The organism is Streptomyces sp. NPDC127092, from assembly GCF_042722475.1.
GTDB lineage: Bacteria > Actinomycetota > Actinomycetes > Streptomycetales > Streptomycetaceae > Streptomyces.
Genome location: NZ_JBHXFE010000007.1, coordinates 22,462 through 41,951, shown reverse-complemented (window position 1 = coordinate 41,951; position 19,490 = coordinate 22,462). Strand labels below are relative to the sequence as shown.

The following is a 19,490-nucleotide window of genomic DNA, read 5'->3' as shown; positions in this document are numbered from 1 at the left end:
GGACACGAAGAGAGCACGGACATGCCGCACCCGAGCCGATCCGAGTCCGGCCGGTCCGGGACGTTCCGCCGTAGGCTGCCGTCATGTGCGGAATCGTGGGTTACGTCGGCGGACAGTCGGCGCTCGATGTGGTGATCGCCGGCCTCAAGCGGCTCGAGTACCGCGGCTACGACTCGGCCGGGGTCGCGGTGCTCTCCGACGGCGGCCTCGCCGCGGCCAAGAAGGCCGGCAAACTCGTCAACCTGGAGAAGGAACTGGTGGACCGCCCGCTGTCGAGCGGCTCCACCGGCATCGGACACACCCGGTGGGCCACCCACGGCGGCCCCACCGACGCCAACGCGCACCCGCACCTCGACAACGCGGGCCGCGTCGCCGTCGTCCACAACGGCATCATCGAGAACTTCGCCGCCCTCAGGGCCGAACTGGCCGAGCGCGGCCACGACCTGCTGTCCGAGACGGACACCGAGGTCGTGGCCCATCTGCTCGCCGAGGAGTTCTCCTCCGTCGGCGACCTCGCCGAGGCCATGCGGCTCGTCTGCAAGCGCCTCGACGGCGCCTTCACGCTCGTCGCCGTCCACGCCGACCAGCCCGACGTCGTCGTCGGCGCCCGTCGCAACTCCCCGCTCGTCGTCGGCGTCGGCGAGGGCGAGAACTTCCTCGCCTCCGACGTCTCCGCCTTCATCGCCCACACCCGCTCGGCGATCGAACTCGGCCAGGACCAGGTCGTGGAGCTCACCCGCGAGGGCGTCACCGTCACCGACTTCGACGGCGCCCCCGCCGACGTACGGGCGTACCACATCGACTGGGACGCCTCCGCCGCCGAGAAGGGCGGCTACGACTACTTCATGCTCAAGGAGATCGCCGAGCAGCCCAAGGCGGTCGCCGACACCCTCCTCGGCCGGATCGGCGCCGACGGGCGCCTCCGCCTCGACGAGGTGCGCATCCCCGACGCCGTGCTCCGCGAGGCCGACAAGATCGTCATCATCGCGTGCGGCACCGCCTTCCACGCGGGACTCATCGCCAAGTACGCGATCGAGCACTGGACCCGCATCCCGTGCGAGGTCGAACTCGCCAGCGAGTTCCGCTACCGCGACCCCATCCTCGGCCAGCGGACCCTCGTCATCGCCATCTCCCAGTCCGGAGAGACCATGGACACCCTGATGGCGCTGCGGCACGCCCGCGAACAGGGTGCCAAGGTGCTCGCCGTCTGCAACACCAACGGCTCGACCATCCCGCGCGAGTCCGACGCCGTGCTCTACACCCACGCCGGACCCGAGGTCGCCGTCGCGTCCACCAAGGCCTTCCTCACCCAGCTCGTCGCCTGCTACCTGCTCGCGCTGTACCTCGGGCAGGTGCGCGGCACCAAGTGGGGCGACGAGATCCACGCCGTGGTCCGCGAGCTGGCGCGGATCGGCGACGAGGTCGAGCGGGTCCTGGACACCATGGAGCCGGTGCGCGCGCTGGCCCGCTCCCTCGCCGACAAGGACACCGTGCTCTTCCTCGGCCGGCACGTCGGCTACCCGGTGGCCCTGGAGGGCGCCCTCAAGCTCAAGGAACTCGCGTACATGCACGCCGAGGGCTTCGCGGCGGGCGAGCTCAAGCACGGGCCGATCGCCCTGATCGAGGAGGACCTGCCGGTCGTCGTGGTCGTCCCCTCGCCGCGCGGCCGGTCCGTCCTCCACGACAAGATCGTCTCCAACATCCAGGAGATCCGGGCCCGGGGCGCGCGGACCATCGTGATCGCGGAGGAGGGCGACGAGGCGGTCGTCCCGTACGCGGACCACCTCATCCGCATCCCGGCCACGCCCACGCTGCTCCAGCCGCTGGTCTCCACCGTGCCGCTCCAGGTCTTCGCCTGCGAACTGGCGACGGCCCGGGGCAACGAGGTGGACCAGCCGCGCAACCTGGCCAAGTCCGTGACCGTGGAGTGAAGGTGTGTGTGCGTGAGCGAGCGAGTGAGGCAGTGAACGGATGATCATCGGGGTGGGGATCGACGTGGCGGAGATCGACCGCTTCGCCGCGTCGCTGGAACGGACACCGGGGCTGCTGCAGCGCCTCTTCGTCGAGCACGAACTGCTGCTGCCCAGCGGCGAGCGGCGCGGGCCCGCCTCCCTCGCGGTGCGGTTCGCCGCGAAGGAGGCGCTGGCCAAGGCCCTCGGCGCGCCGGGCAACCTGCACTGGACCGACGCCGAGGTGTACGTCGAGGACAGCGGGCAGCCACGGCTGCGGGTGCGGGGCACCGTCGCCGCCCGGGCCGCCGAACTCGGCGTGAAGCACTGGCACGTGTCGCTCAGTCACGACGCGGGAGTGGCGTCGGCGGTGGTGATCGCGGAGGGTTGACCCATGCGTACCGCTCATCGCGTGGAGACCGTACGGGCCGCCGAGGCCGAACTGATGGCACGGCTGCCGGAGGGCGCCCTGATGCAGCGGGCCGCGGCCGGACTCGCCGCCGCCTGCTGCTCGCTGCTCGGGCGCGGCCGGGTGTACGGGGCGCGGGTCGTCGTCCTCGCCGGCAGCGGCGACAACGGCGGCGACGCCCTGTACGCCGGCGCCCGGCTCGCCCGGCGCGGCGCCGGGGTCACCGCGGTGCTGCTCGGCTCCCGGGCGCACGAGGCGGGCCTGGCCTCCCTGCGGGCGGCCGGCGGGCGGGTCGCGGAGGATCCGTACGAGGCCCTGGCGGTCGCGGACCTGGTCCTGGACGGCATCACCGGGATCGGCGGGCGGGGCGGGCTGCGGCCCGACGCCGTGCCCGTGGCCCGGGCGGCGCGCGGCTCCGGAGCGGTCGTCGTCGCCGTCGACCTGCCGAGCGGCGTCGACGCCGACACCGGTGAGGTCGCGGGGGAGGCCCTGCGCGCCGACGCGACCATCACCTTCGGCACGTACAAGCCGGGGCTGCTCGTCGACCCGGGACGGGAGTACGCGGGCGCGCTCCGGCTCGTCGACATCGGGCTCTCCCTTCCGTCGGTGCCCGACCTGGAGGCGCTCCAGCACGAGGACGTGGCCCGGCTGCTGCCCGAGCCGGCGGCGGAGAGCGACAAGTACCGGCGTGGGGTCGTCGGCGTCGTCGCCGGCTCCGCGCGCTATCCCGGCGCCGCGGTCCTCGCGGTCGCGGGGGCGCTGCGGGGCGGGGCCGGCGCCGTGCGGTACGTCGGGCCGGCGGCCGAGGCGGTCATCGCCGCTCATCCGGAGACGCTGGTGCACGGCGGGCCGCCGGACAAGGCGGGCCGCGTCCAGGCCTGGGTCGTGGGACCCGGGGTCGGCGAGGGCCCCGGCACGGGCGCGGCCCTCGACCAGGTCCTCGCCTCCGACGTGCCCGTCCTCGTCGACGCGGACGGGCTGCGCGGCCTGACCGCCGCGACGGTCCGCGCCCGCACCGCGCCCACCCTGCTCACCCCGCACGCCGGCGAGGCGGCGGCGCTGCTGGGCACGGCCCGCGAGGACGTGGAGGCCGGACGGCTCGCGGCGGTCCGCGAACTGGCGGAACGGTACGGCGCGACGGTGCTCCTGAAGGGCTCCACGACGCTGGTGTGCGGGCCGGGCGGCACCGGCCCGGTCCGGGTGAACCCGACGGGCACCCCCTGGCTCGCCACGGCCGGCAGCGGCGACGTCCTCTCCGGTCTGGCCGGCTCCCTGCTGGCCGCCGGTCTCCTCCCCGTCGACGCCCTCTCGGCCGCCGCCTACCTCCACGGCCTGGCAGCCCGCCACACCTCCCGCGGCACGTCCCCGATCGCCGCGAACGACGTGGCGACGGCGCTGCCGGAGGCGTGGCGGGACGTGCGGTCCTGAGGGCACCCGGCCGCCGCGGCGCCCCGCGGGCGCCCCGCCGCCACTCGGGCGAAAGCGTTGCTCCGCACGTGGCGCACCGCAGGCGGACGCCGGAGCGGCGGCGTGGGATGGGCGCGTGATCAGATCCCGATGCCACCGGCGGCTCGCCGCCGCGTTCCTCGCCGTCGTTCTCGTTCCGGGCCTGCCCGCCGCCTCCGCCGCCGACGCGCCCGAGCCCGCAGAGGTGCTCGTGCCCGGCGTCGCCGGGGCCGGGCGGTCCGAGTACCCGATGGACACGCCCGACCAGGTGCTGCCGCCGACCCGGTCCGAAGGGGAGGTGTCCAGGCCCACGCCCGTGCCGGCCGGCGAGGTCGACGAGCTCGTCGAGTACCTGCCCCGCAGCGCCGCCGGTGCCGCCTGCACGGCCACGGCCGGGCCCCACCAGCGGCGGGTCGAGCGGCTGCTGCGGCTCCCGGTGGACGGACGGCAGTCCACCGCCGACTGCGAGGCGATCCGGGCGTTCCAGCAGCGCGAGAAGATCAAGCCGGCGAACGGGTACGCCGGCCCCGTCACCTGGTCCCGCGCCGAGCTGCTCGCCGCCCGCAAGAACCCCAACGCCGCCGGCCGGTGCCCCGTCATGACGTACCCCGTCGCCTGCGTCGACCTCGACCGTGAGCTGATGTGGGTGCAGAAGGGGAAGAAGGTCACGTTCGGCGTGGTCAACATCCGCAGCGGCCGGCCCGGCTACCGCACCCGGACCGGGTGGCACACCGTCTACTGGCGGCACAAGGACCACTGGTCGTCGATCTACGACACGCCCATGCCCTACTCCCAGTTCTTCGACGGCGGCCAGGCCTTCCACGGCGTCTACGGGCAGATCGCCACGCCCACCGGCAGCCGCGGCTGCGTGAACCTGTCGTACGCCCACGCCAAGAAGCTCTGGGACGTGCTGCGCCAGGACGACCACGTCTACGTCTGGGGCAGGCGGCCCGAGGCCTGACGCCCCCCGCGTCCGACACCTGAGAGACTGGGCGCGATGACTCAGACAGCACTCCACCGCCGAGCCCGCGCCGAGATCGACCTCGGCGCGCTGCGTGCGAACGTCCGCACGCTGCGCGCCCGCGTCGCGCCGCACGTCCAGATGATGGCCGTGGTCAAGGCCGACGCGTACGGCCACGGCGCCGTGCGCTGCGCCCGCGCCGCGCTGGACGCCGGAGCGACGTGGCTCGGGACGGCCACGCCGCACGAGGCGCTCGCGCTGCGGGCGGCCGGGCTGCGCGAGCCGCGGATCCTGTGCTGGCTGTGGACGCCCGGGGACCCGTGGGCCGAGGGCATCGAGGCCGGGCTCGACATGTCCGTGAGCGGGATGTGGGCGCTCCGGGAAGTGACCGAGGCCGCCCAGGCCACCGGCCGCCCCGCGCGCGTCCAGCTCAAGGCCGACACCGGCCTCGGCCGCAACGGCTGCCAGCCCGCCGACTGGCCCGAGCTCGTCACCGAGGCGCTCAAGGCCGAGGCCCAGGGCCTGGTCAAGGTCACCGGCCTGTGGTCCCACTTCGCCTGCGCCGACGAGCCCGGACACCCGTCGGTCCCGGCGCAGCTGGACGTCTTCCGTTCGATGCTGGACTACGCGGAGAAGGCCGGGATCGAGCCCGAGGTGCGGCACATCGCGAACTCGCCGGCCACCCTCACCCTCCCCGAGGCGCACTTCGACCTGGTCAGGCCCGGCATCGCCATGTACGGCGTGTCGCCCGACCCGGCGCTGGGGACCTCCGCCGAGCTGGGGCTGCGGCCGGTGATGTCGCTCAAGGCGAGCGTCGCGCTGGTGAAGCGGGTGCCGGGCGGGCACGGCGTCTCGTACGGGCACCACTACGTCACGCCCGGCGAGACGACGCTGGGCCTGATCCCGCTGGGCTACGCGGACGGCGTCCCGCGGCACGCCTCGGGCCGCGGGACGGTGCTCGTCGGCGACCGGGTGCGTACGGTGGCCGGGCGGGTCGCCATGGACCAGTTCGTCGTCGACCTCGGCGGCGACGTGCCCGAGGCCGGCACGGAGGCCGTGCTGTTCGGGCCCGGCGACCGGGGCGAGCCGACGGCGCAGGACTGGGCCGAGGCCGCCGACACCATCGCGTACGAGATCGTCACCCGGATCGGCGCGCGCGTCCCGCGCGTCTACGTGGGGGAGTAGACAGGGGAGGAGGACGCCGTGGGCGAGGACACCTGGCGGCGCGCGGGCTGGGCCGGTGCCGCGATAGGCGTGCTCGCGGCCGGTGCGGCGGCCGGCGTCGCCATCGAGCGGCTGACGGTGGGCCGTGCGGTACGGGAGAAGGCGCGGCTCGCGCTCGACGCCGAGGGTCCGTACGGCGCCCTGCGCGGCACGCCGGGGCGGGCGGTCGCCGACGACGGGACCGAGCTCTACTACGAGGTGGACGAGGTCGACCCGGCGGCCGCGGGCCCGACGGCCGCCGGCCCGGCGCCCACCACCGCGAAGGCCGCCGCCTCCCGCAGGCGCAGGCTCTTCGGGCGCAAGGCGCCCGCGCCGGTCACCGTCGTCTTCAGCCACGGCTACTGCCTCAGCCAGGACTCCTGGCACTTCCAGCGCGCCGCCCTGCGCGGTCTGGTCCGCACCGTCCACTGGGACCAGCGCAGCCACGGCCGCTCCGGGCGCGGGCCGGACGGGGTGACCGTCTCCATCGACCAGCTGGGCCGCGACCTCAAGGCGGTGCTCGACGCCGCCGCGCCCGAGGGTCCGCTGGTCCTGATCGGGCACTCCATGGGCGGGATGACGCTGATGGCGCTCGCCGACCGGCACCCGGAGTTCGTCCGCGAGCGGGTCGTCGGCGTCGGCTTCGTGGGCACGTCGTCAGGGAAGCTCGGGGAGGTCAACTACGGGCTGCCGACGGCCGGCGTCAACGCGGTGCGCCGGGTCCTTCCGGGCGTGCTGCGGGCGCTCGGCTCGCAGGCCGAGCTGGTGGAGCGGGGTCGGCGGGCCACCGCGGACCTGTTCGCCGGGCTGATCAAGAAGTACTCGTTCTCGTCGAAGGACGTCGACCCGGCGGTCGTCCGGTTCGCGGAGCGGATGATCGAGTCGACCCCGATCGACGTCGTCGCGGAGTTCTACCCGGCCTTCGCCGAGCACGACAAGGCGGCCGCCCTGGCCGCCTTCCGCGCGGTCCCGGTGCTGGCCCTCGCCGGCGACCGCGACCTGGTGACGCCCAGCTCGCACACCGAGGCCATCGCCGATCTGCTGCCGGACGCCGAGCTGGTCATCGTGCCCGACGCCGGGCACCTGGTGATGCTGGAGCATCCCGAGGCGGTCACCGACCGGATCGCCGATCTGCTCGCCCGGGCGGGCGCGGTGCCACGCCCGGAGAACGCGGGTTCCGGCAGCGGATAAGTTGGCGGGCATGGACACACCGCACATCCAGGCCACCGTCGAGGTCGACTCGCCCGAGCGGATGCAGGAGCTCGGCCGCCGCCTCGCGAAGCTGCTCCGTCCCGGCGACCTCGTGATGCTCACCGGCGAGCTGGGCGCCGGCAAGACCACCCTGACCCGCGGCCTCGGCGAGGGCCTGGGCGTCCGGGGCGCGGTCACCTCGCCGACCTTCGTCATCGCCCGGGTCCATCCCTCGCTCGTGGAGGGGCCGCCGCTGGTGCACGTCGACGCGTACCGGCTCGGCGGCGGCCTCGACGAGATGGAGGACCTGGACCTCGACGTGTCGCTGCCCGATTCCGTGGTCGTGGTCGAGTGGGGTGACGGCAAGGTCGAGGAGCTGACCGACGACCGGCTGCACGTCCTGATCCACCGCGTCGTGGGAGATACGGACGACGACCGGCGCACCGTCGTGCTCAACGGGATCGGCGGCCGCTGGGCCGGCGAGGACCTCTCGTTGATCTGAACGTACGTAGGTTCCGACAACGTGTCGGGAAAATGTTGCGCGGGTGCTCCGAACCGTGGTCACATGGATGCACGAGCTTGGTTAGGTGTACCTAACCTACGGGAGGCAGGCATGGTGACGCCGGAGCGCGCGGAACGCACAGCGGACACGGTCCCGGGCGCGGCCCCGGACATGGTCTCGATGCGCGACCTGCTGGCCTCCTGCGCCGCGGCGAGCGCCGTCTCGACCCCGCCGCGCGAGCCGGGAGCCCCGGCGGCGGAGGACGAGGAGCGCGGGACCGTGCCGCCCCTCGTCCACGACGAGGCCGCCTGAGCCCCGGGCCGCCACGGCCCGGGGCTCCGCGCGGCCCCGTACCGCCGTCCTACGAGACGACGACGACCTTCGAGCCGATCGACGCGAACGTCCACATCGCGTCGCCGTCCGCGCGCTTCATCCGGATGCCGCCGGTCCGCTTCGACGGGTCCGGCTTCGGCGTCGAGCCGTCCACCGCCGCGCTGAAGCCGATCGACACGTCCTGCACCGTCGCGAACCGCACCACGTGCTCGATCTGCACGCCGTCCGAGCCGCGCACCGCGCCGGACCGCGAGGTCACCGCGTAGCTGCCCGGCGGCGGGGAGACCGTGCTGGGCATCACCGAAAAGGTCTGCACGACCTGGTTCTTCGCGTCGACCAGCCACACCCGGCGGTCCTTCAGCGCGTACACCACGCGCTCGCCCGTACCGGAGTTCACCGGCAGTGCCAGCGGGTCCTTCGCCGGCGGCGTCGGCTTGCCGCTCGGCGCGGCGGAGGGCGCCGCGCTCGTCTTCGACGGCTTCGCCGCCAGCTCGGCCGGCGACGGCGCGGTGGCCGAGGCCTGATAGGCCAGGACGCCGATCACGGCGACGGCCGCCACGGTGAGCCCGGCCACGAATCCCGAGCTGCTCCTTGCCACCGCGCGCCCACCTTCTGTCGTACCTACGTATCGGTGCCCGACCGTAGCAGCCGTGCCCCGGGTCGGGCGGGGCGCCGCTCCCGCCGCCGCGGCGCCGTAGGCTGTTCGCGTGCTCTTGCTCGCCATGGATACCGCAACACCCGCCGTGACCGTCGCCCTCCACGACGGTGAGACCGTCGTCGCGCAGTCGAGCCAGGTCGACGCCCGCCGGCACGGGGAGCTGCTGCTGCCCGCCGTCGACCGGGTCCTGGAGGAGGCCGGGCTGACGCTCGACGCGGTGACCGGTCTCGTGGTCGGCGTCGGCCCGGGCCCGTACACCGGACTGCGCGTCGGCCTCGTCACGGCCGCCACCTTCTCCTCCGTGCTCGGTGTGCCGGTGCACGGTCTGTGCACGCTCGACGGACTCGCCTACGCCGCCGGGCTCGACGAGCCCTTCGCGGTCGCCACGGACGCGCGCCGCAAGGAGGTCTACTGGGCGCGGTACGGCGACTCCCGTACGCGCGTCTCGGAGGCCTCCGTCGACCGGCCCGCCGACATCGCCGAGCAGCTCGCCGGGCTGCCGGTGGTGGGCGCGGGGGCCCGGCTCTACCCGGACGCCTTCCCGGACGCCCGCGACCCCGAGCACCAGTCGGCCGCCGCGCTCGCCGCCCTCGCGGCCGAGAAGCTGGCCGCGGGCGGCGAGGGCGCGGAGGCCGGCTTCCTCGACCCGCTGCCGATGTACCTGCGCCGCCCCGACGCGCAGGTGCCGAAGAACTACAAGGTGGTCACCCCCAAGTGACGGCCGTGCTCCGTGAGATGCGCTGGTGGGACCTGGAGCCCGTGCTCGCGCTCGAAGCCGAGCTCTTCCCCGAGGACGCCTGGTCGGAGGGAATGTTCTGGTCGGAGCTGGCGCACGCCCGCGGGCCGCGCGCGACCCGTCACTACATCGTCGCCGAGGACCCGGCCGACGGGCGGCTCGTCGGTTACGCCGGGCTCGCCGCCGCCGGCGGACTCGGCGACGTGCAGACCATCGCCGTCGCCCGCGACCAGTGGGGCACCGGCCTCGGCGCCCGGCTGCTCACCGACCTCCTCCAGGCGGCGACCGCGTTCGAGTGCGAGGAGGTCCTCCTCGAGGTACGCGTGGACAACACCCGCGCCCAGAAGCTCTACGAGCGCTTCGGCTTCGCGCCGATCGGCTTCCGCCGCGGCTACTACCAGCCCGGCAACGTGGACGCGCTCGTGATGCGACACACCGTTCAAGCAACTGAGACTGAAACTGAGACTGATTCCGATGGCTGCTGACGAACCGCTCGTACTCGGCATCGAGACGTCCTGCGACGAGACCGGTGTCGGCATCGTCCACGGCACGACGCTCCTCGCGGACGCCGTCGCCTCCAGCGTCGACACCCACGCCCGCTTCGGCGGCGTCGTGCCCGAGATCGCCTCCCGCGCCCACCTGGAGGCCATGGTCCCGACGATCGAACGGGCCCTGAAGCAGGCCGGGATCACCGCGCGCGACCTGGACGGCATCGCCGTCACCGCCGGCCCCGGACTCGCGGGCGCGCTGCTCGTCGGCGTCTCCGCCGCCAAGGCCTACGCCTACGCCCTCGGCAAGCCGCTGTACGGCGTCAACCACCTGGCCTCGCACATCTGCGTCGACCAGCTGGAGCACGGCCGGCTGCCCGAGCCGACGATGGCGCTGCTGGTCTCCGGCGGGCACTCCTCGCTGCTGCTGTCCAGCGACATCACCTCCGACGTGCGGCCGATGGGCGCGACCATCGACGACGCCGCGGGCGAGGCCTTCGACAAGATCGCCCGCGTGCTCGACCTCGGCTTCCCGGGCGGCCCGGTCATCGACCGGCTCGCGAAGGAGGGCGACCCCGAGGCGATCGCCTTCCCGCGCGGTCTGACCGGCTCGAAGGACCCGGCGTACGACTTCTCCTTCTCCGGTCTGAAGACCGCGGTGGCCCGCTGGATCGAGGCGAAGCGGAACGCGGGCGAGGACGTGCCCGTACGGGACGTCGCCGCGTCCTTCCAGGAGGCGGTCGTCGACGTGCTCACCCGCAAGGCCGTCCGGGCCTGCAAGGACGAGGGCGTCGACCACCTGATGATCGGCGGCGGCGTGGCCGCGAACTCGCGGCTGCGGGCCCTCGCCGAGGAGCGCTGCGAGCGGGCCGGCATCCGGCTTCGGGTGCCGCGGCCGGGCCTGTGCACCGACAACGGCGCGATGGTCGCGGCGCTCGGCGCGGAGATGGTCGCGCGCGGGCGTTCGGCCTCCGACCTGGAGCTGTCGGCCGACTCCTCGCTGCCGGTGACCGAGTCGCACGTGCCGGGGGCGCACGTCCACGACCACGACCACGTGCACGAGGTCAGCAGGAAGAACCTGTACTCGTGACGTCGACGACGGTCACCCTGATGTGGGAGGCGCGCGCGGCCGAGGGCCGCGGCGCCGAACTCCTCGACTGGGCACGGGCGCAGCGGCTCGCGGCCGAGCCGCTGCGCCGCGAGACCTTCCGCGCGCCGCAGGACCGGGTCCTCGTCCTCACCTGGTGGGAGACGGCGGACGGGCTCGACGCCGAGCTGCCGGAGCTGCCGGAGCCGGACGCGGGTCTGGTCACCCGTCCGGTCCACCGATGGCGCTTCGAGTCAGTCGGATAGTCGTACCGGAGGCAACCTTTCGTCCCGAACGGGCATCCCACAGCGCGTGAAGAAGACCCTCGCGCTGTGGGCGGCGCTGACCGCCGTTGCTCTGTTCGCGACCGGCTGCACGTCGGCGGCGGACGCCGACACCCCCGACCGCACGGCCCCGGCGTCCGGCTCCGCGGCCCCCTCGGCGGCCCCCTCGGCCGGCGACAAGGCCCCGGACGCCCCGGCGGCGCCCGACCGGCGGGCCGCCGCGTACCGCAAGTGGGGCCTGGAGCCCTTCGCGGAGCCGCCCGCCCCGCCCGCGAAGAAGCCGCGGACCCGGACGGCCGGCGGCCAGGTGCCGGTCATCAGCGACGTCCCGACCAGCGAGAAGATCGTCTTCATCACGATCGACGACGGCGCGGAGAAGGACCCCGAGTTCGTCGCGATGATGCGGGACCTCGACGTGCCGGTGACGATGTTCCTCACCGACTCCGCGATCAGCGCCGACTACGCGTACTTCGCGCCGCTCGTCGCCCAGGGCCACGGCCTCGCCAACCACACCCTCACCCACCCCAACCTGCGCACCCTCTCCCGGGACGCCCAGCGCCGGGAGATCTGCGGGCAGCAGGAGAAGCTGGCGAAACGATACGGCGAGCGCCCGCGGCTCTTCCGCCCGCCGTACGGCAACTGGAACGAGGACACGCGCGCGGCGGCGAAGGAGTGCGGCGTGGACGCGATCGTGCTGTGGCGCGAGTCCATGCAGATCCAGAACATGCAGTACCAGCGCGGCGACCGGAAGCTCCACCCCGGCGACGTCATCCTGGCCCACTTCCGCGGCCCGTCCGAACTCAAGGGCCGCACGATGACCCAGATGATGACCAACCTGCTCCGGCACATCCAGGAGCAGGGCTTCACCGTGGCGCGCCTGGAGGACTACGTCTGATCCCTCGAAAAAAGATTCCGGCGGGGTGTCGATGCGGGGCCGTCCCGTTCGACGTATGAGTGGAAGGCGGGGAACGGCCCCGCCACCCGCACCCGAGGAGTCACCATGCCCCGCTACCTCTCCCTCGTCCGCATCGAGGAGAACACCATCGACATGGCGTCGGCCGACCCCGGCTTCGAGGAGCGCATGGGCGCGCTCTTCGAGGAGATCACCAAGGCGGGCGCCATGGTGGACACCGCCGGGCTCCGGCCCACCGCCGAGGCCACCCGGATCACCTGGTCGGACGGGAAGCTCTCGTACACCGACGGCCCCTTCACCGAGACCAAGGAGGTCGTCGGCGGCTACGCCATGCTGCAGTGCAAGGACATGGCCGAGGCGGTCGAGTGGGGGAAGCGGTTCCTGGAGGTCCACCCGAAGCACTGGAAGGTGGGCCTCGAGGTCCGCGAGGTCGAGGAGATGCCGGCCGACTGAACCCGGGCCGGGACCCGTCCCGGCGCCCGTCCCGCGCGTTGTCGGTGGCCTGTGCTGTCATGTGAGGCGTGACGGCACAGGCCCGCGGAGGCTCGGTCGAAGAGACGGTGGAGACGGTCTTCCGGATGGAGTCCGCCCGCGTCGTCGCGACCGTGGCCCGGATCGTCCGGGACATCGGCATCGCCGAGGAGATCGCCCAGGACGCGCTCGTCGCCGCCCTGGAGCAGTGGCCGCGCGAGGGAGTGCCGGAGCGGCCCGGCGCCTGGCTGACGGCCGCGGCCAAGCACCGGGCGGTCGACCTGGTGCGCCGCCGCGAGACGTACGCCCGGAAGCTCGCCGAAGCCGGCCGGGAGCTCACGGAGGAGTCCTACGACCCCGAGCCCTCCGGCCCCGGCGACATCGACGACGACGTGCTGCGGCTGGTCTTCACCGCCTGCCACCCGGTGCTGTCCGCCGAGGCCCGCACGGCGCTGACCCTGCGCCTGGTCGGCGGGCTGCGCACGGACGAGATCGCCCGGGCCTTCCTGGTGCCGGAGGCGACCGTCGCGCAGCGGATCGTGCGCGCGAAGCGTTCGCTCGCGAGGGCGGGCGTCGCCTTCGAGGTGCCGTACGGGGCGGACCGGGCGGCCCGGCTCGACTCCGTCCTCGAGGTCATCTACCTCGTCTTCAACGAGGGTTACGCGGCCACCGCCGGCGACGACCTGCTGCGCCCCGCGCTCTGCGAGGACGCCCTCAGGCTCGCCCGGCAGCTCACCGCCCTGATGCCCAAGGAGGGCGAGGTCCACGGGCTCGCCGCCCTGCTGGAGATCCAGGCCTCCCGCACGGCGGCCCGCACCGGACCCGGCGGCGAGCCGGTGCTGCTCGCCGACCAGAACCGCTCCCGCTGGAACCGCCTGCTGATCCGGCGCGGCCTCGCCGCCCTGGAGCGGGCCGTCGCGGTGGGCGGCGCCACCGGTCCGTACGCCCTCCAGGCCGCCATCGCCGTCTGCCACGCGCGGGCGGCGACCTACGAGGAGACGGACTGGGCCACCATCGCCGCGCTCTACGGGCGGCTCGCCGCCGTCGCGCCCTCACCGGTCGTCGAGCTCAACCGGGCCGTCGCGGTGTCCATGGCCGAGGGCCCGGCCGCCGGCCTCGCCCTCGTCGACGCGCTCGCCGCCGCCGCGGGGCCCGCCCTCGACCGCTACCACCTGCTGCCGAGCGTCCGCGGCGACCTCCTCGCCCGGCTCGGCCGGACCGAGGAGGCGCGGGCGGAGTTCGCGCGCGCGGCGGGACTCACCCGCAACGAACGGGAGCGCGCCCTGCTGCGCGAGCGGGCCCGTGAACTCGGCCCGGAAACGGGGGCGTAGAGAGTGCCTGGGTAGGGTCTTCCACCATGTCCCCGCGCATACCGATGCCTCCGCCGCCCCCGCCCGCCGAGATCCAGAACTGGCCCGACCGCGAGGCGCGGCTCGTCGACCGGGCGGTGGCGCTCGACGCGCTGGGGCGGCGGCTGCTCGGCGGCGGGCGGCTCGCGCTCTTCCTCGCCTGGTTCCTGATGCTCCAGCTCGGCTGGGGAATGGTCGGCGTGCTGCTCACCTCGCTCGGCGGCGCGATCCTCGACCCGATCACGATGTTCGTCGGCCTGATCGTGGCCGCGCTCGGCATCGGCGTCCTCGTGCCGGCGGTGTGGCTGACCGTGCGGTCCGTGCGGCAGGACCGGATCGCGCGCGAGCGGCTCGTCCAGTGGGCGGTCCTCGACCGGCACGGGCCCACCGACGCGCGGCTGCGGGCGCCACTCCTGAGCGTCTCCTGGATGCTGCTGTCCGCCGCGATGTGCGGCACCGGCCTGTGGCTGGGCTTCGCCGTCCCGGCCGGCACCTCCCGGGACGCCGACGGCATCGGCCTGGACGGCGGCTACGGCCTCGTCGCGTACGGCATGGGCGTCGCGCTGATCCTCTGGATCAACGGCCTCATCGGGCTGACCAAGGCCGTCTCCCACTACCGCCTGGCGCTCCGGGTCACCGGCCCGGTCACCCGCCGGCGGGACCCCCGATCAGCATCGTCGGAGCCCCCGCGACCCGAGTGAGCAGCACCGTCGCCGCGTTGGGGCCCTTGGGCTTCACCCGGCGGCGGATCTCCTCGGGTTCGACGGCCGAGCCGCGCTTCTTCACCGTCAGCGTGCCGACCTCGCGCTCCCGCAGCAGGGCCTTCAACTTCTTGAGGTTGAAGGGGAGTTCGTCGGTGATCTCGTACGCGGCGGCGTACGGCGTGGGCCGCAGCTCGTCCGCGGTGACGTACGCGATGGTCTCGTCGATCAGCCCGCCGCCGAGCTGCTCGGCGACCTCGGCGACCAGGTGCGCGCGGATGACGGCGCCGTCGGGCTCGTACAGGTAGCGGCCGACGGGCCGGACCGCCGGGTCGGGCAGCGCGCGTCCGGTGAGCGACGCGCCGCCGGGCAGGAGCGTGGCGCGGCGGGCGCCCGGCTCGGTGCCGAACCAGAGCACGGCCTCCTTCACGTCGCCGCCGTCCGAGATCCACTCCGCCTCGGCCTCCTCCGGCACCGCCTCGTGCGGGATGCCGGGCGCGATCTTCAGGGCCGCGTGCGGCGCCTTGCGGGCCGCCTCGACCGCCCAGGACAGCGGCGGCGAGTACGCCTCGGGGTCGAAGATGCGGCCCCGTCCGCCGCGCCGCGCGGGGTCGACGAAGACGGCGTCGTACGGGCTGGTGTCGATCTCGGTCACGTCGGCGCAGCGGACCTCGATCAGGTCCGCGAGGCCGAGCGCGGCGGCGTTGGCGCGGGCCGCCTCGGCGGTCAGCGGGTCGCGGTCGACGGCGAGCACGGAGATCCCGGCGCGGGCCAGCGCGATCGCGTCGCCGCCGATGCCGGAGCACAGGTCGGCGACGGAGCGCACGCCGAGCGCCCGCATCCGCTCCGCCCGGTAGGCCCCGACGCTCGCCCGCGTGGACTGCTCGACGCCGTTGGGCGTGAAGTACATCCGGTGGGCGTCCTCGGCGCCGAACTTGGCGACCGCGCGCTGCCGCAGCCGGGCCTGCCCGAGCGCCGCCGAGACCAGCTCGGCGGGGTGGTCGCGGCGCAGGCGCGAGGCGACCGCCAGCTCCTGGGCGGGGTCGTAGTCGCGCAGGGCGTCGAGGAGGGCCTGCCCCTCGGGGGCGAGCAGTGCGGCGAAGGCGGCGAGGTCGGTCACCCCTCCCATTCTGGCGGGTCCCGTGGCGCCGGGACCGGTCCGGGGTGCCGGGCCGCCGCCTCCCGGACGGGCCCTGGTCCGGACGGGTGCGGGCCGGCCGGGGGACGGTGGACGGCCGCCGGTGGTGTCGGCGGCCCGGAAGGGCGCGCCGCTGACAGGATGCGGCGCCATGCAGCTTGTCAGACAAAAGGAACAGAAGCCCCTCTTCCGGGGTGTGCGGGCGGTCGGGGCCGCCCTGCTCGTCGGCGCGCTCGGCGCCGCCTGTGCCGGGCCCGCCGCGGAGGACCGGCCCGCCCCGGCCGGACCGGCCAGGCCGGCCGCGGGCCAGCAGCCGCGCGTCGAGGGCGCGGCCGGCGCGCTCGACGCGTACGTCCAGCGCGTCCGCAAGGCGCGCGCCGCCAGGGTCGCCGCCGCGAAGAAGTGGGGCCTGGCCCAGCCGCCGCTCGAAGCGCCCGAGCCGCCCAGGGTGAAGCCGAGGATCACCACCCGCAAGGGCTTCGAGACCAAGGGGACGGGCCTGCCGCCGGTCTTCACCACCGTGCCGACCAAGGAGAAGATCGTCTTCCTGACGATCGACGACGGCGCGGAGAAGGACCCCGAGCTGCTGCGGATGATGAGCGAGCTGAAGATCCCGTACAGCGCCTTCCTCAGCAACTACCTGGTGAAGAGCGACTACGGCTACTTCGAGAAGATGCGGGACGCCGGGGTGTCCCTGCACAACCACACCCTCACCCATCCCTATCTGCCGGGCCTCGACTACGACGACCAGAAGCGGCAGATCTGCGGGATGCAGGACGTCATCGAGAAGCGCTACGGCAAGCGGCCCCCGCTCTTCCGGCCGCCGTACGGCAACTACAACGAGGACACCCTGCGCGCGGCGAAGTCCTGCGGCGTCAAGGCGGTCCCGCTGTGGGCGTCCGAGGCCTTCCCCGACCACATGGAATGGCGCGAATGGGACCGGGACCTGCACCCCGGCGACATCATCCTCACCCACTTCCGGGGCAAGGAGGACTGGAAGGGCAGCATGCCGGACATGATCCGGAGGGTGATGAAGACGGTCACGGCCAAGGGGTACGCGGTCGCGAAGCTGGAGGACTACGTATGAGCCGGGCGCGCCGGCTGACCGCCGCCCTGGCCCTGACCGGCGCGCTGCTCGCCGCCGTCCCGGCCTGCGCCTCCTCGGTCGACCCGATCGAACGGCTGGGCCGCAAGGCCGCGGAGAAGGTGAGCCCGCTCGTACGGAACCACAAGATCCGCCCGAGCGTTCCCCCTCTCCGGGAGGGAGCGGCACCGGCCCGTCACGCCACGGGGTCGTGAATTGGCACTCCGCTTGACCGAGTGCTAATCGCGGTCATAGTCTCGGCTCTGGCACTCCCCGAAGGAGAGTGCCAACACAGCGACGGGCAGGTCCGGCACCCGCGACGACGGATCCACCTGGTCGCCACCTCAGACAGTTAACCCCGTGAGATCTCCGAAGGGGGAGGTCGGATCGTGACGACCACCAGCTCCAAGGTTGCCATCAAGCCGCTCGAGGACCGCATCGTGGTCCAGCCGCTCGACGCGGAGCAGACCACCGCCTCTGGCCTGGTCATCCCGGACACCGCGAAGGAGAAGCCCCAGGAGGGCGCCGTCCTCGCCGTGGGCCCGGGCCGCTTCGAGAACGGCGAGCGCCTTCCGCTCGACGTGAAGGTCGGCGACGTCGTGCTCTACAGCAAGTACGGCGGCACCGAGGTGAAGTACAACGGCGAGGAGTTCCTCGTCCTCTCGGCTCGCGACGTGCTCGCGATCATCGAGAAGTAAGTCACCTCAAGGCACCTGCACAGATGCTTTGAACTGCGCCCCTGACCCCCTGGCTTCACCGCGGGCGTCCAGGGGCGCAGTTATTTCAACGAATTCCGAGAGGGCTGAATCGCTCCCATGGCGAAGATCCTGAAGTTCGACGAGGACGCCCGTCGCGCCCTTGAGCGCGGCGTCAACAAGCTGGCCGACACGGTGAAGGTGACGATCGGCCCCAAGGGCCGCAACGTCGTCATCGACAAGAAGTTCGGCGCCCCCACCATCACCAACGACGGTGTCACGATCGCCCGCGAGGTCGAGATCGAGGACCCGTACGAGAACCTCGGCGCCCAGCTGGTGAAGGAGGTGGCGACCAAGACCAACGACATCGCGGGTGACGGCACCACCACCGCCACCGTGCTCGCCCAGGCCCTGGTCCGCGAGGGTCTGCGCAACGTCGCCGCCGGCGCCTCCCCGGCCGCCCTGAAGAAGGGCATCGACGCCGCCGTCAAGGCCGTCTCGGACGAGCTGCTCGCCACCGCGCGCCCGATCGACGACAAGTCCGACATCGCCGCCGTCGCCGCGCTCTCCGCGCAGGACCAGCAGGTCGGCGAGCTCATCGCCGAGGCGATGGACAAGGTCGGCAAGGACGGTGTCATCACCGTCGAGGAGTCCAACACCTTCGGCCTGGAGCTCGACTTCACCGAGGGCATGGCCTTCGACAAGGGCTACCTGTCCCCGTACATGGTGACCGACCAGGAGCGTATGGAGGCCGTCCTCGACGACCCGTACATCCTGATCAACCAGGGCAAGATCTCCTCCATCCAGGACCTCCTGCCGCTGCTCGAGAAGGTCATCCAGGCCGGTGGCTCCAAGCCGCTGCTGATCATCGCCGAGGACGTCGAGGGCGAGGCCCTCTCCACCCTCGTCGTCAACAAGATCCGCGGCACCTTCAACGCCGTCGCCGTCAAGGCGCCCGGCTTCGGTGACCGCCGCAAGGCGATGCTCCAGGACATGGCCACCCTCACCGGTGCCACCGTCATCTCCGAGGAGGTCGGCCTCAAGCTCGACCAGGCCGGTCTGGACGTGCTGGGCACCGCCCGCCGCGTGACCGTCACCAAGGACGACACCACGATCGTGGACGGCGCCGGCTCTTCCGAGGACGTCCTCGGCCGCGTCAACCAGATCAAGGCCGAGATCGAGGCCACGGACTCCGACTGGGACCGCGAGAAGCTCCAGGAGCGCCTCGCGAAGCTGGCCGGCGGCGTGTGCGTGATCAAGGTCGGCGCCGCCACCGAGGTGGAGCTGAAGGAGAAGAAGCACCGTCTGGAGGATGCCATCTCCGCGACCCGCGCCGCGGTCGAGGAGGGCATCGTCTCCGGTGGTGGCTCCGCGCTGGTCCACGCCGTCAAGGTCCTCGAGGGCAACCTCGACAAGACCGGCGACGAGGCCACGGGTGTCGCGGTCGTCCGCCGCGCCGCCGTCGAGCCGCTGCGCTGGATCGCCGAGAACGCCGGCCTCGAGGGCTACGTCATCACCGCGAAGGTGGCGGAGCTCGACAAGGGCCAGGGCTTCAACGCCGCCACCGGCGAGTACGGCGACCTGGTCAAGGCCGGCGTCATCGACCCGGTGAAGGTGACGCGCTCCGCCCTGGAGAACGCCGCCTCGATCGCCTCCCTGCTCCTCACCACCGAGACCCTCGTGGTGGAGAAGAAGGAGGAGGAGCCGGAGAACCACGGCCACAGCCACGGTGGCCACGGCCACTCCCACTGAGGCTCGTAGCTGACCACCGAGGCCCGGGGGTCCCGTCGGTGGGGGACCGGGAACCAGGGCGTTCAGGTGGCGGGGCACCCCGGACTCCACAGAGACGAAATGCTCCACCCAGACCAGAAGGTAGGACTCCCCCCAAACCC

The 19,490-nt window shown here is 73.4% G+C and carries 22 protein-coding genes; 20 read left to right on the top strand and 2 right to left on the bottom strand.

The annotated features are described in order from the left end of the window. The first annotated feature begins 83 nt into the window (after nt 1-83). The 8 genes from glmS to ACFWJO_RS08065 all read left to right on the top strand — a co-directional run bounded on the left by glmS (nt 84) and on the right by ACFWJO_RS08065 (nt 7,973). A complete protein-coding gene (glmS, locus tag ACFWJO_RS08100) occupies nt 84-1,931 on the top strand; it encodes a glutamine--fructose-6-phosphate transaminase (isomerizing) (protein ID WP_386863963.1) in 1,848 nt (615 codons plus the stop codon). A gap of 40 nt (nt 1,932-1,971) precedes the next feature. Then, nucleotides 1,972-2,340, top strand: a complete 369-nt coding sequence (locus ACFWJO_RS08095; protein WP_384423012.1) for a holo-ACP synthase — start codon at nt 1,972-1,974, stop codon at nt 2,338-2,340. A 3-nt stretch (nt 2,341-2,343) separates the two neighbouring features. Further along, on the top strand, nt 2,344-3,786 hold the full coding sequence (locus ACFWJO_RS08090) for an NAD(P)H-hydrate dehydratase (RefSeq protein ID WP_386863962.1): 1,443 nt from the start codon (nt 2,344-2,346) through the stop codon (nt 3,784-3,786). Nucleotides 3,787-3,901: 115 nt separating this feature from the next. After that, nucleotides 3,902-4,765 (top strand): L,D-transpeptidase family protein, encoded by an 864-nt coding sequence (locus tag ACFWJO_RS08085; protein ID WP_386863961.1) that lies wholly within the window; start codon nt 3,902-3,904, stop codon nt 4,763-4,765. 36 nt (nt 4,766-4,801) lie between these two features. Continuing rightward, complete coding sequence (gene alr / locus ACFWJO_RS08080; protein ID WP_386863960.1) at nt 4,802-5,950, top strand: alanine racemase; 1,149 nt, start codon at nt 4,802-4,804, stop codon at nt 5,948-5,950. A gap of 18 nt (nt 5,951-5,968) precedes the next feature. Beyond that, nucleotides 5,969-7,159: an alpha/beta fold hydrolase gene (locus ACFWJO_RS08075; RefSeq protein WP_386863959.1), complete on the top strand. Its 1,191-nt coding sequence runs from the start codon at nt 5,969-5,971 to the stop codon at nt 7,157-7,159. A 10-nt stretch (nt 7,160-7,169) separates the two neighbouring features. Next, nucleotides 7,170-7,661: a tRNA (adenosine(37)-N6)-threonylcarbamoyltransferase complex ATPase subunit type 1 TsaE gene (gene tsaE, locus ACFWJO_RS08070; RefSeq protein ID WP_386863958.1), complete on the top strand. Its 492-nt coding sequence runs from the start codon at nt 7,170-7,172 to the stop codon at nt 7,659-7,661. A 111-nt stretch (nt 7,662-7,772) separates the two neighbouring features. Beyond that, nucleotides 7,773-7,973, top strand: a complete 201-nt coding sequence (locus ACFWJO_RS08065) for a hypothetical protein (protein WP_386863957.1) — start codon at nt 7,773-7,775, stop codon at nt 7,971-7,973. 49 nt (nt 7,974-8,022) lie between these two features. On the opposite strand, the gene ACFWJO_RS08060 is transcribed toward ACFWJO_RS08065, so the two are convergent. Beyond that, on the bottom strand, nt 8,023-8,592 hold the full coding sequence (locus tag ACFWJO_RS08060; protein WP_386863956.1) for a hypothetical protein: 570 nt from the start codon (nt 8,590-8,592) through the stop codon (nt 8,023-8,025). 109 nt (nt 8,593-8,701) lie between these two features. Between ACFWJO_RS08060 and tsaB the strand changes: the two genes are divergently transcribed. The 8 genes from tsaB (at nt 8,702) to ACFWJO_RS08020 (ending at nt 14,681) form a co-directional block, all read left to right on the top strand. Further along, the gene (gene tsaB, locus ACFWJO_RS08055; protein ID WP_386863955.1) at nt 8,702-9,370 is read left to right on the top strand and encodes a tRNA (adenosine(37)-N6)-threonylcarbamoyltransferase complex dimerization subunit type 1 TsaB; all 669 of its coding nucleotides are present in this window, start codon (nt 8,702-8,704) and stop codon (nt 9,368-9,370) included. Between the two features lie 17 nt (nt 9,371-9,387). Then, the gene (rimI, locus tag ACFWJO_RS08050; RefSeq protein WP_386864074.1) at nt 9,388-9,873 is read left to right on the top strand and encodes a ribosomal protein S18-alanine N-acetyltransferase; all 486 of its coding nucleotides are present in this window, start codon (nt 9,388-9,390) and stop codon (nt 9,871-9,873) included. Continuing rightward, nucleotides 9,863-10,966, top strand: coding sequence for a tRNA (adenosine(37)-N6)-threonylcarbamoyltransferase complex transferase subunit TsaD (gene tsaD / locus ACFWJO_RS08045; RefSeq protein ID WP_386863954.1), 1,104 nt, complete (start codon nt 9,863-9,865; stop codon nt 10,964-10,966). Before rimI ends, tsaD begins: the two co-directional genes overlap by 11 nt. A gap of 20 nt (nt 10,967-10,986) precedes the next feature. Next, nucleotides 10,987-11,229 (top strand): hypothetical protein, encoded by a 243-nt coding sequence (locus ACFWJO_RS08040; RefSeq protein WP_384423044.1) that lies wholly within the window; start codon nt 10,987-10,989, stop codon nt 11,227-11,229. Nucleotides 11,230-11,275: 46 nt separating this feature from the next. Beyond that, a complete protein-coding gene (locus tag ACFWJO_RS08035; RefSeq protein ID WP_386863953.1) occupies nt 11,276-12,142 on the top strand; it encodes a polysaccharide deacetylase family protein in 867 nt (288 codons plus the stop codon). A gap of 105 nt (nt 12,143-12,247) precedes the next feature. Continuing rightward, entirely contained in the window at nt 12,248-12,613 is a 366-nt protein-coding gene (locus ACFWJO_RS08030; RefSeq protein ID WP_386863952.1) for a YciI family protein, read from the top strand. Between the two features lie 125 nt (nt 12,614-12,738). After that, nucleotides 12,739-13,962: an RNA polymerase sigma factor gene (locus tag ACFWJO_RS08025; protein WP_386864073.1), complete on the top strand. Its 1,224-nt coding sequence runs from the start codon at nt 12,739-12,741 to the stop codon at nt 13,960-13,962. A gap of 26 nt (nt 13,963-13,988) precedes the next feature. After that, nucleotides 13,989-14,681: a hypothetical protein gene (locus ACFWJO_RS08020; RefSeq protein ID WP_386863951.1), complete on the top strand. Its 693-nt coding sequence runs from the start codon at nt 13,989-13,991 to the stop codon at nt 14,679-14,681. On the opposite strand, the gene ACFWJO_RS08015 is transcribed toward ACFWJO_RS08020, so the two are convergent. After that, the gene (locus tag ACFWJO_RS08015) at nt 14,626-15,810 is read right to left on the bottom strand and encodes a methyltransferase domain-containing protein (RefSeq protein WP_386863950.1); all 1,185 of its coding nucleotides are present in this window, start codon (nt 15,808-15,810) and stop codon (nt 14,626-14,628) included. The genes ACFWJO_RS08020 and ACFWJO_RS08015 overlap by 56 nt on opposite strands. A gap of 160 nt (nt 15,811-15,970) precedes the next feature. Between ACFWJO_RS08015 and ACFWJO_RS08010 the strand changes: the two genes are divergently transcribed. From ACFWJO_RS08010 to groL, 4 genes are all read left to right on the top strand, one after another. After that, entirely contained in the window at nt 15,971-16,906 is a 936-nt protein-coding gene (locus ACFWJO_RS08010; RefSeq protein WP_386863949.1) for a polysaccharide deacetylase family protein, read from the top strand. Beyond that, on the top strand, nt 16,903-17,118 hold the full coding sequence (locus tag ACFWJO_RS08005; RefSeq protein ID WP_386863948.1) for a hypothetical protein: 216 nt from the start codon (nt 16,903-16,905) through the stop codon (nt 17,116-17,118). Before ACFWJO_RS08010 ends, ACFWJO_RS08005 begins: the two co-directional genes overlap by 4 nt. 174 nt (nt 17,119-17,292) lie before the next feature. Next, nucleotides 17,293-17,601 carry a co-chaperone GroES gene (groES, locus tag ACFWJO_RS08000; RefSeq protein WP_057584642.1) on the top strand — a complete coding sequence of 103 codons (309 nt, stop codon included), beginning with the start codon at nt 17,293-17,295 and terminating at the stop codon, nt 17,599-17,601. Nucleotides 17,602-17,718: 117 nt separating this feature from the next. Beyond that, entirely contained in the window at nt 17,719-19,350 is a 1,632-nt protein-coding gene (gene groL, locus ACFWJO_RS07995; RefSeq protein WP_384423038.1) for a chaperonin GroEL, read from the top strand. Nucleotides 19,351-19,490 lie beyond the last annotated feature (140 nt).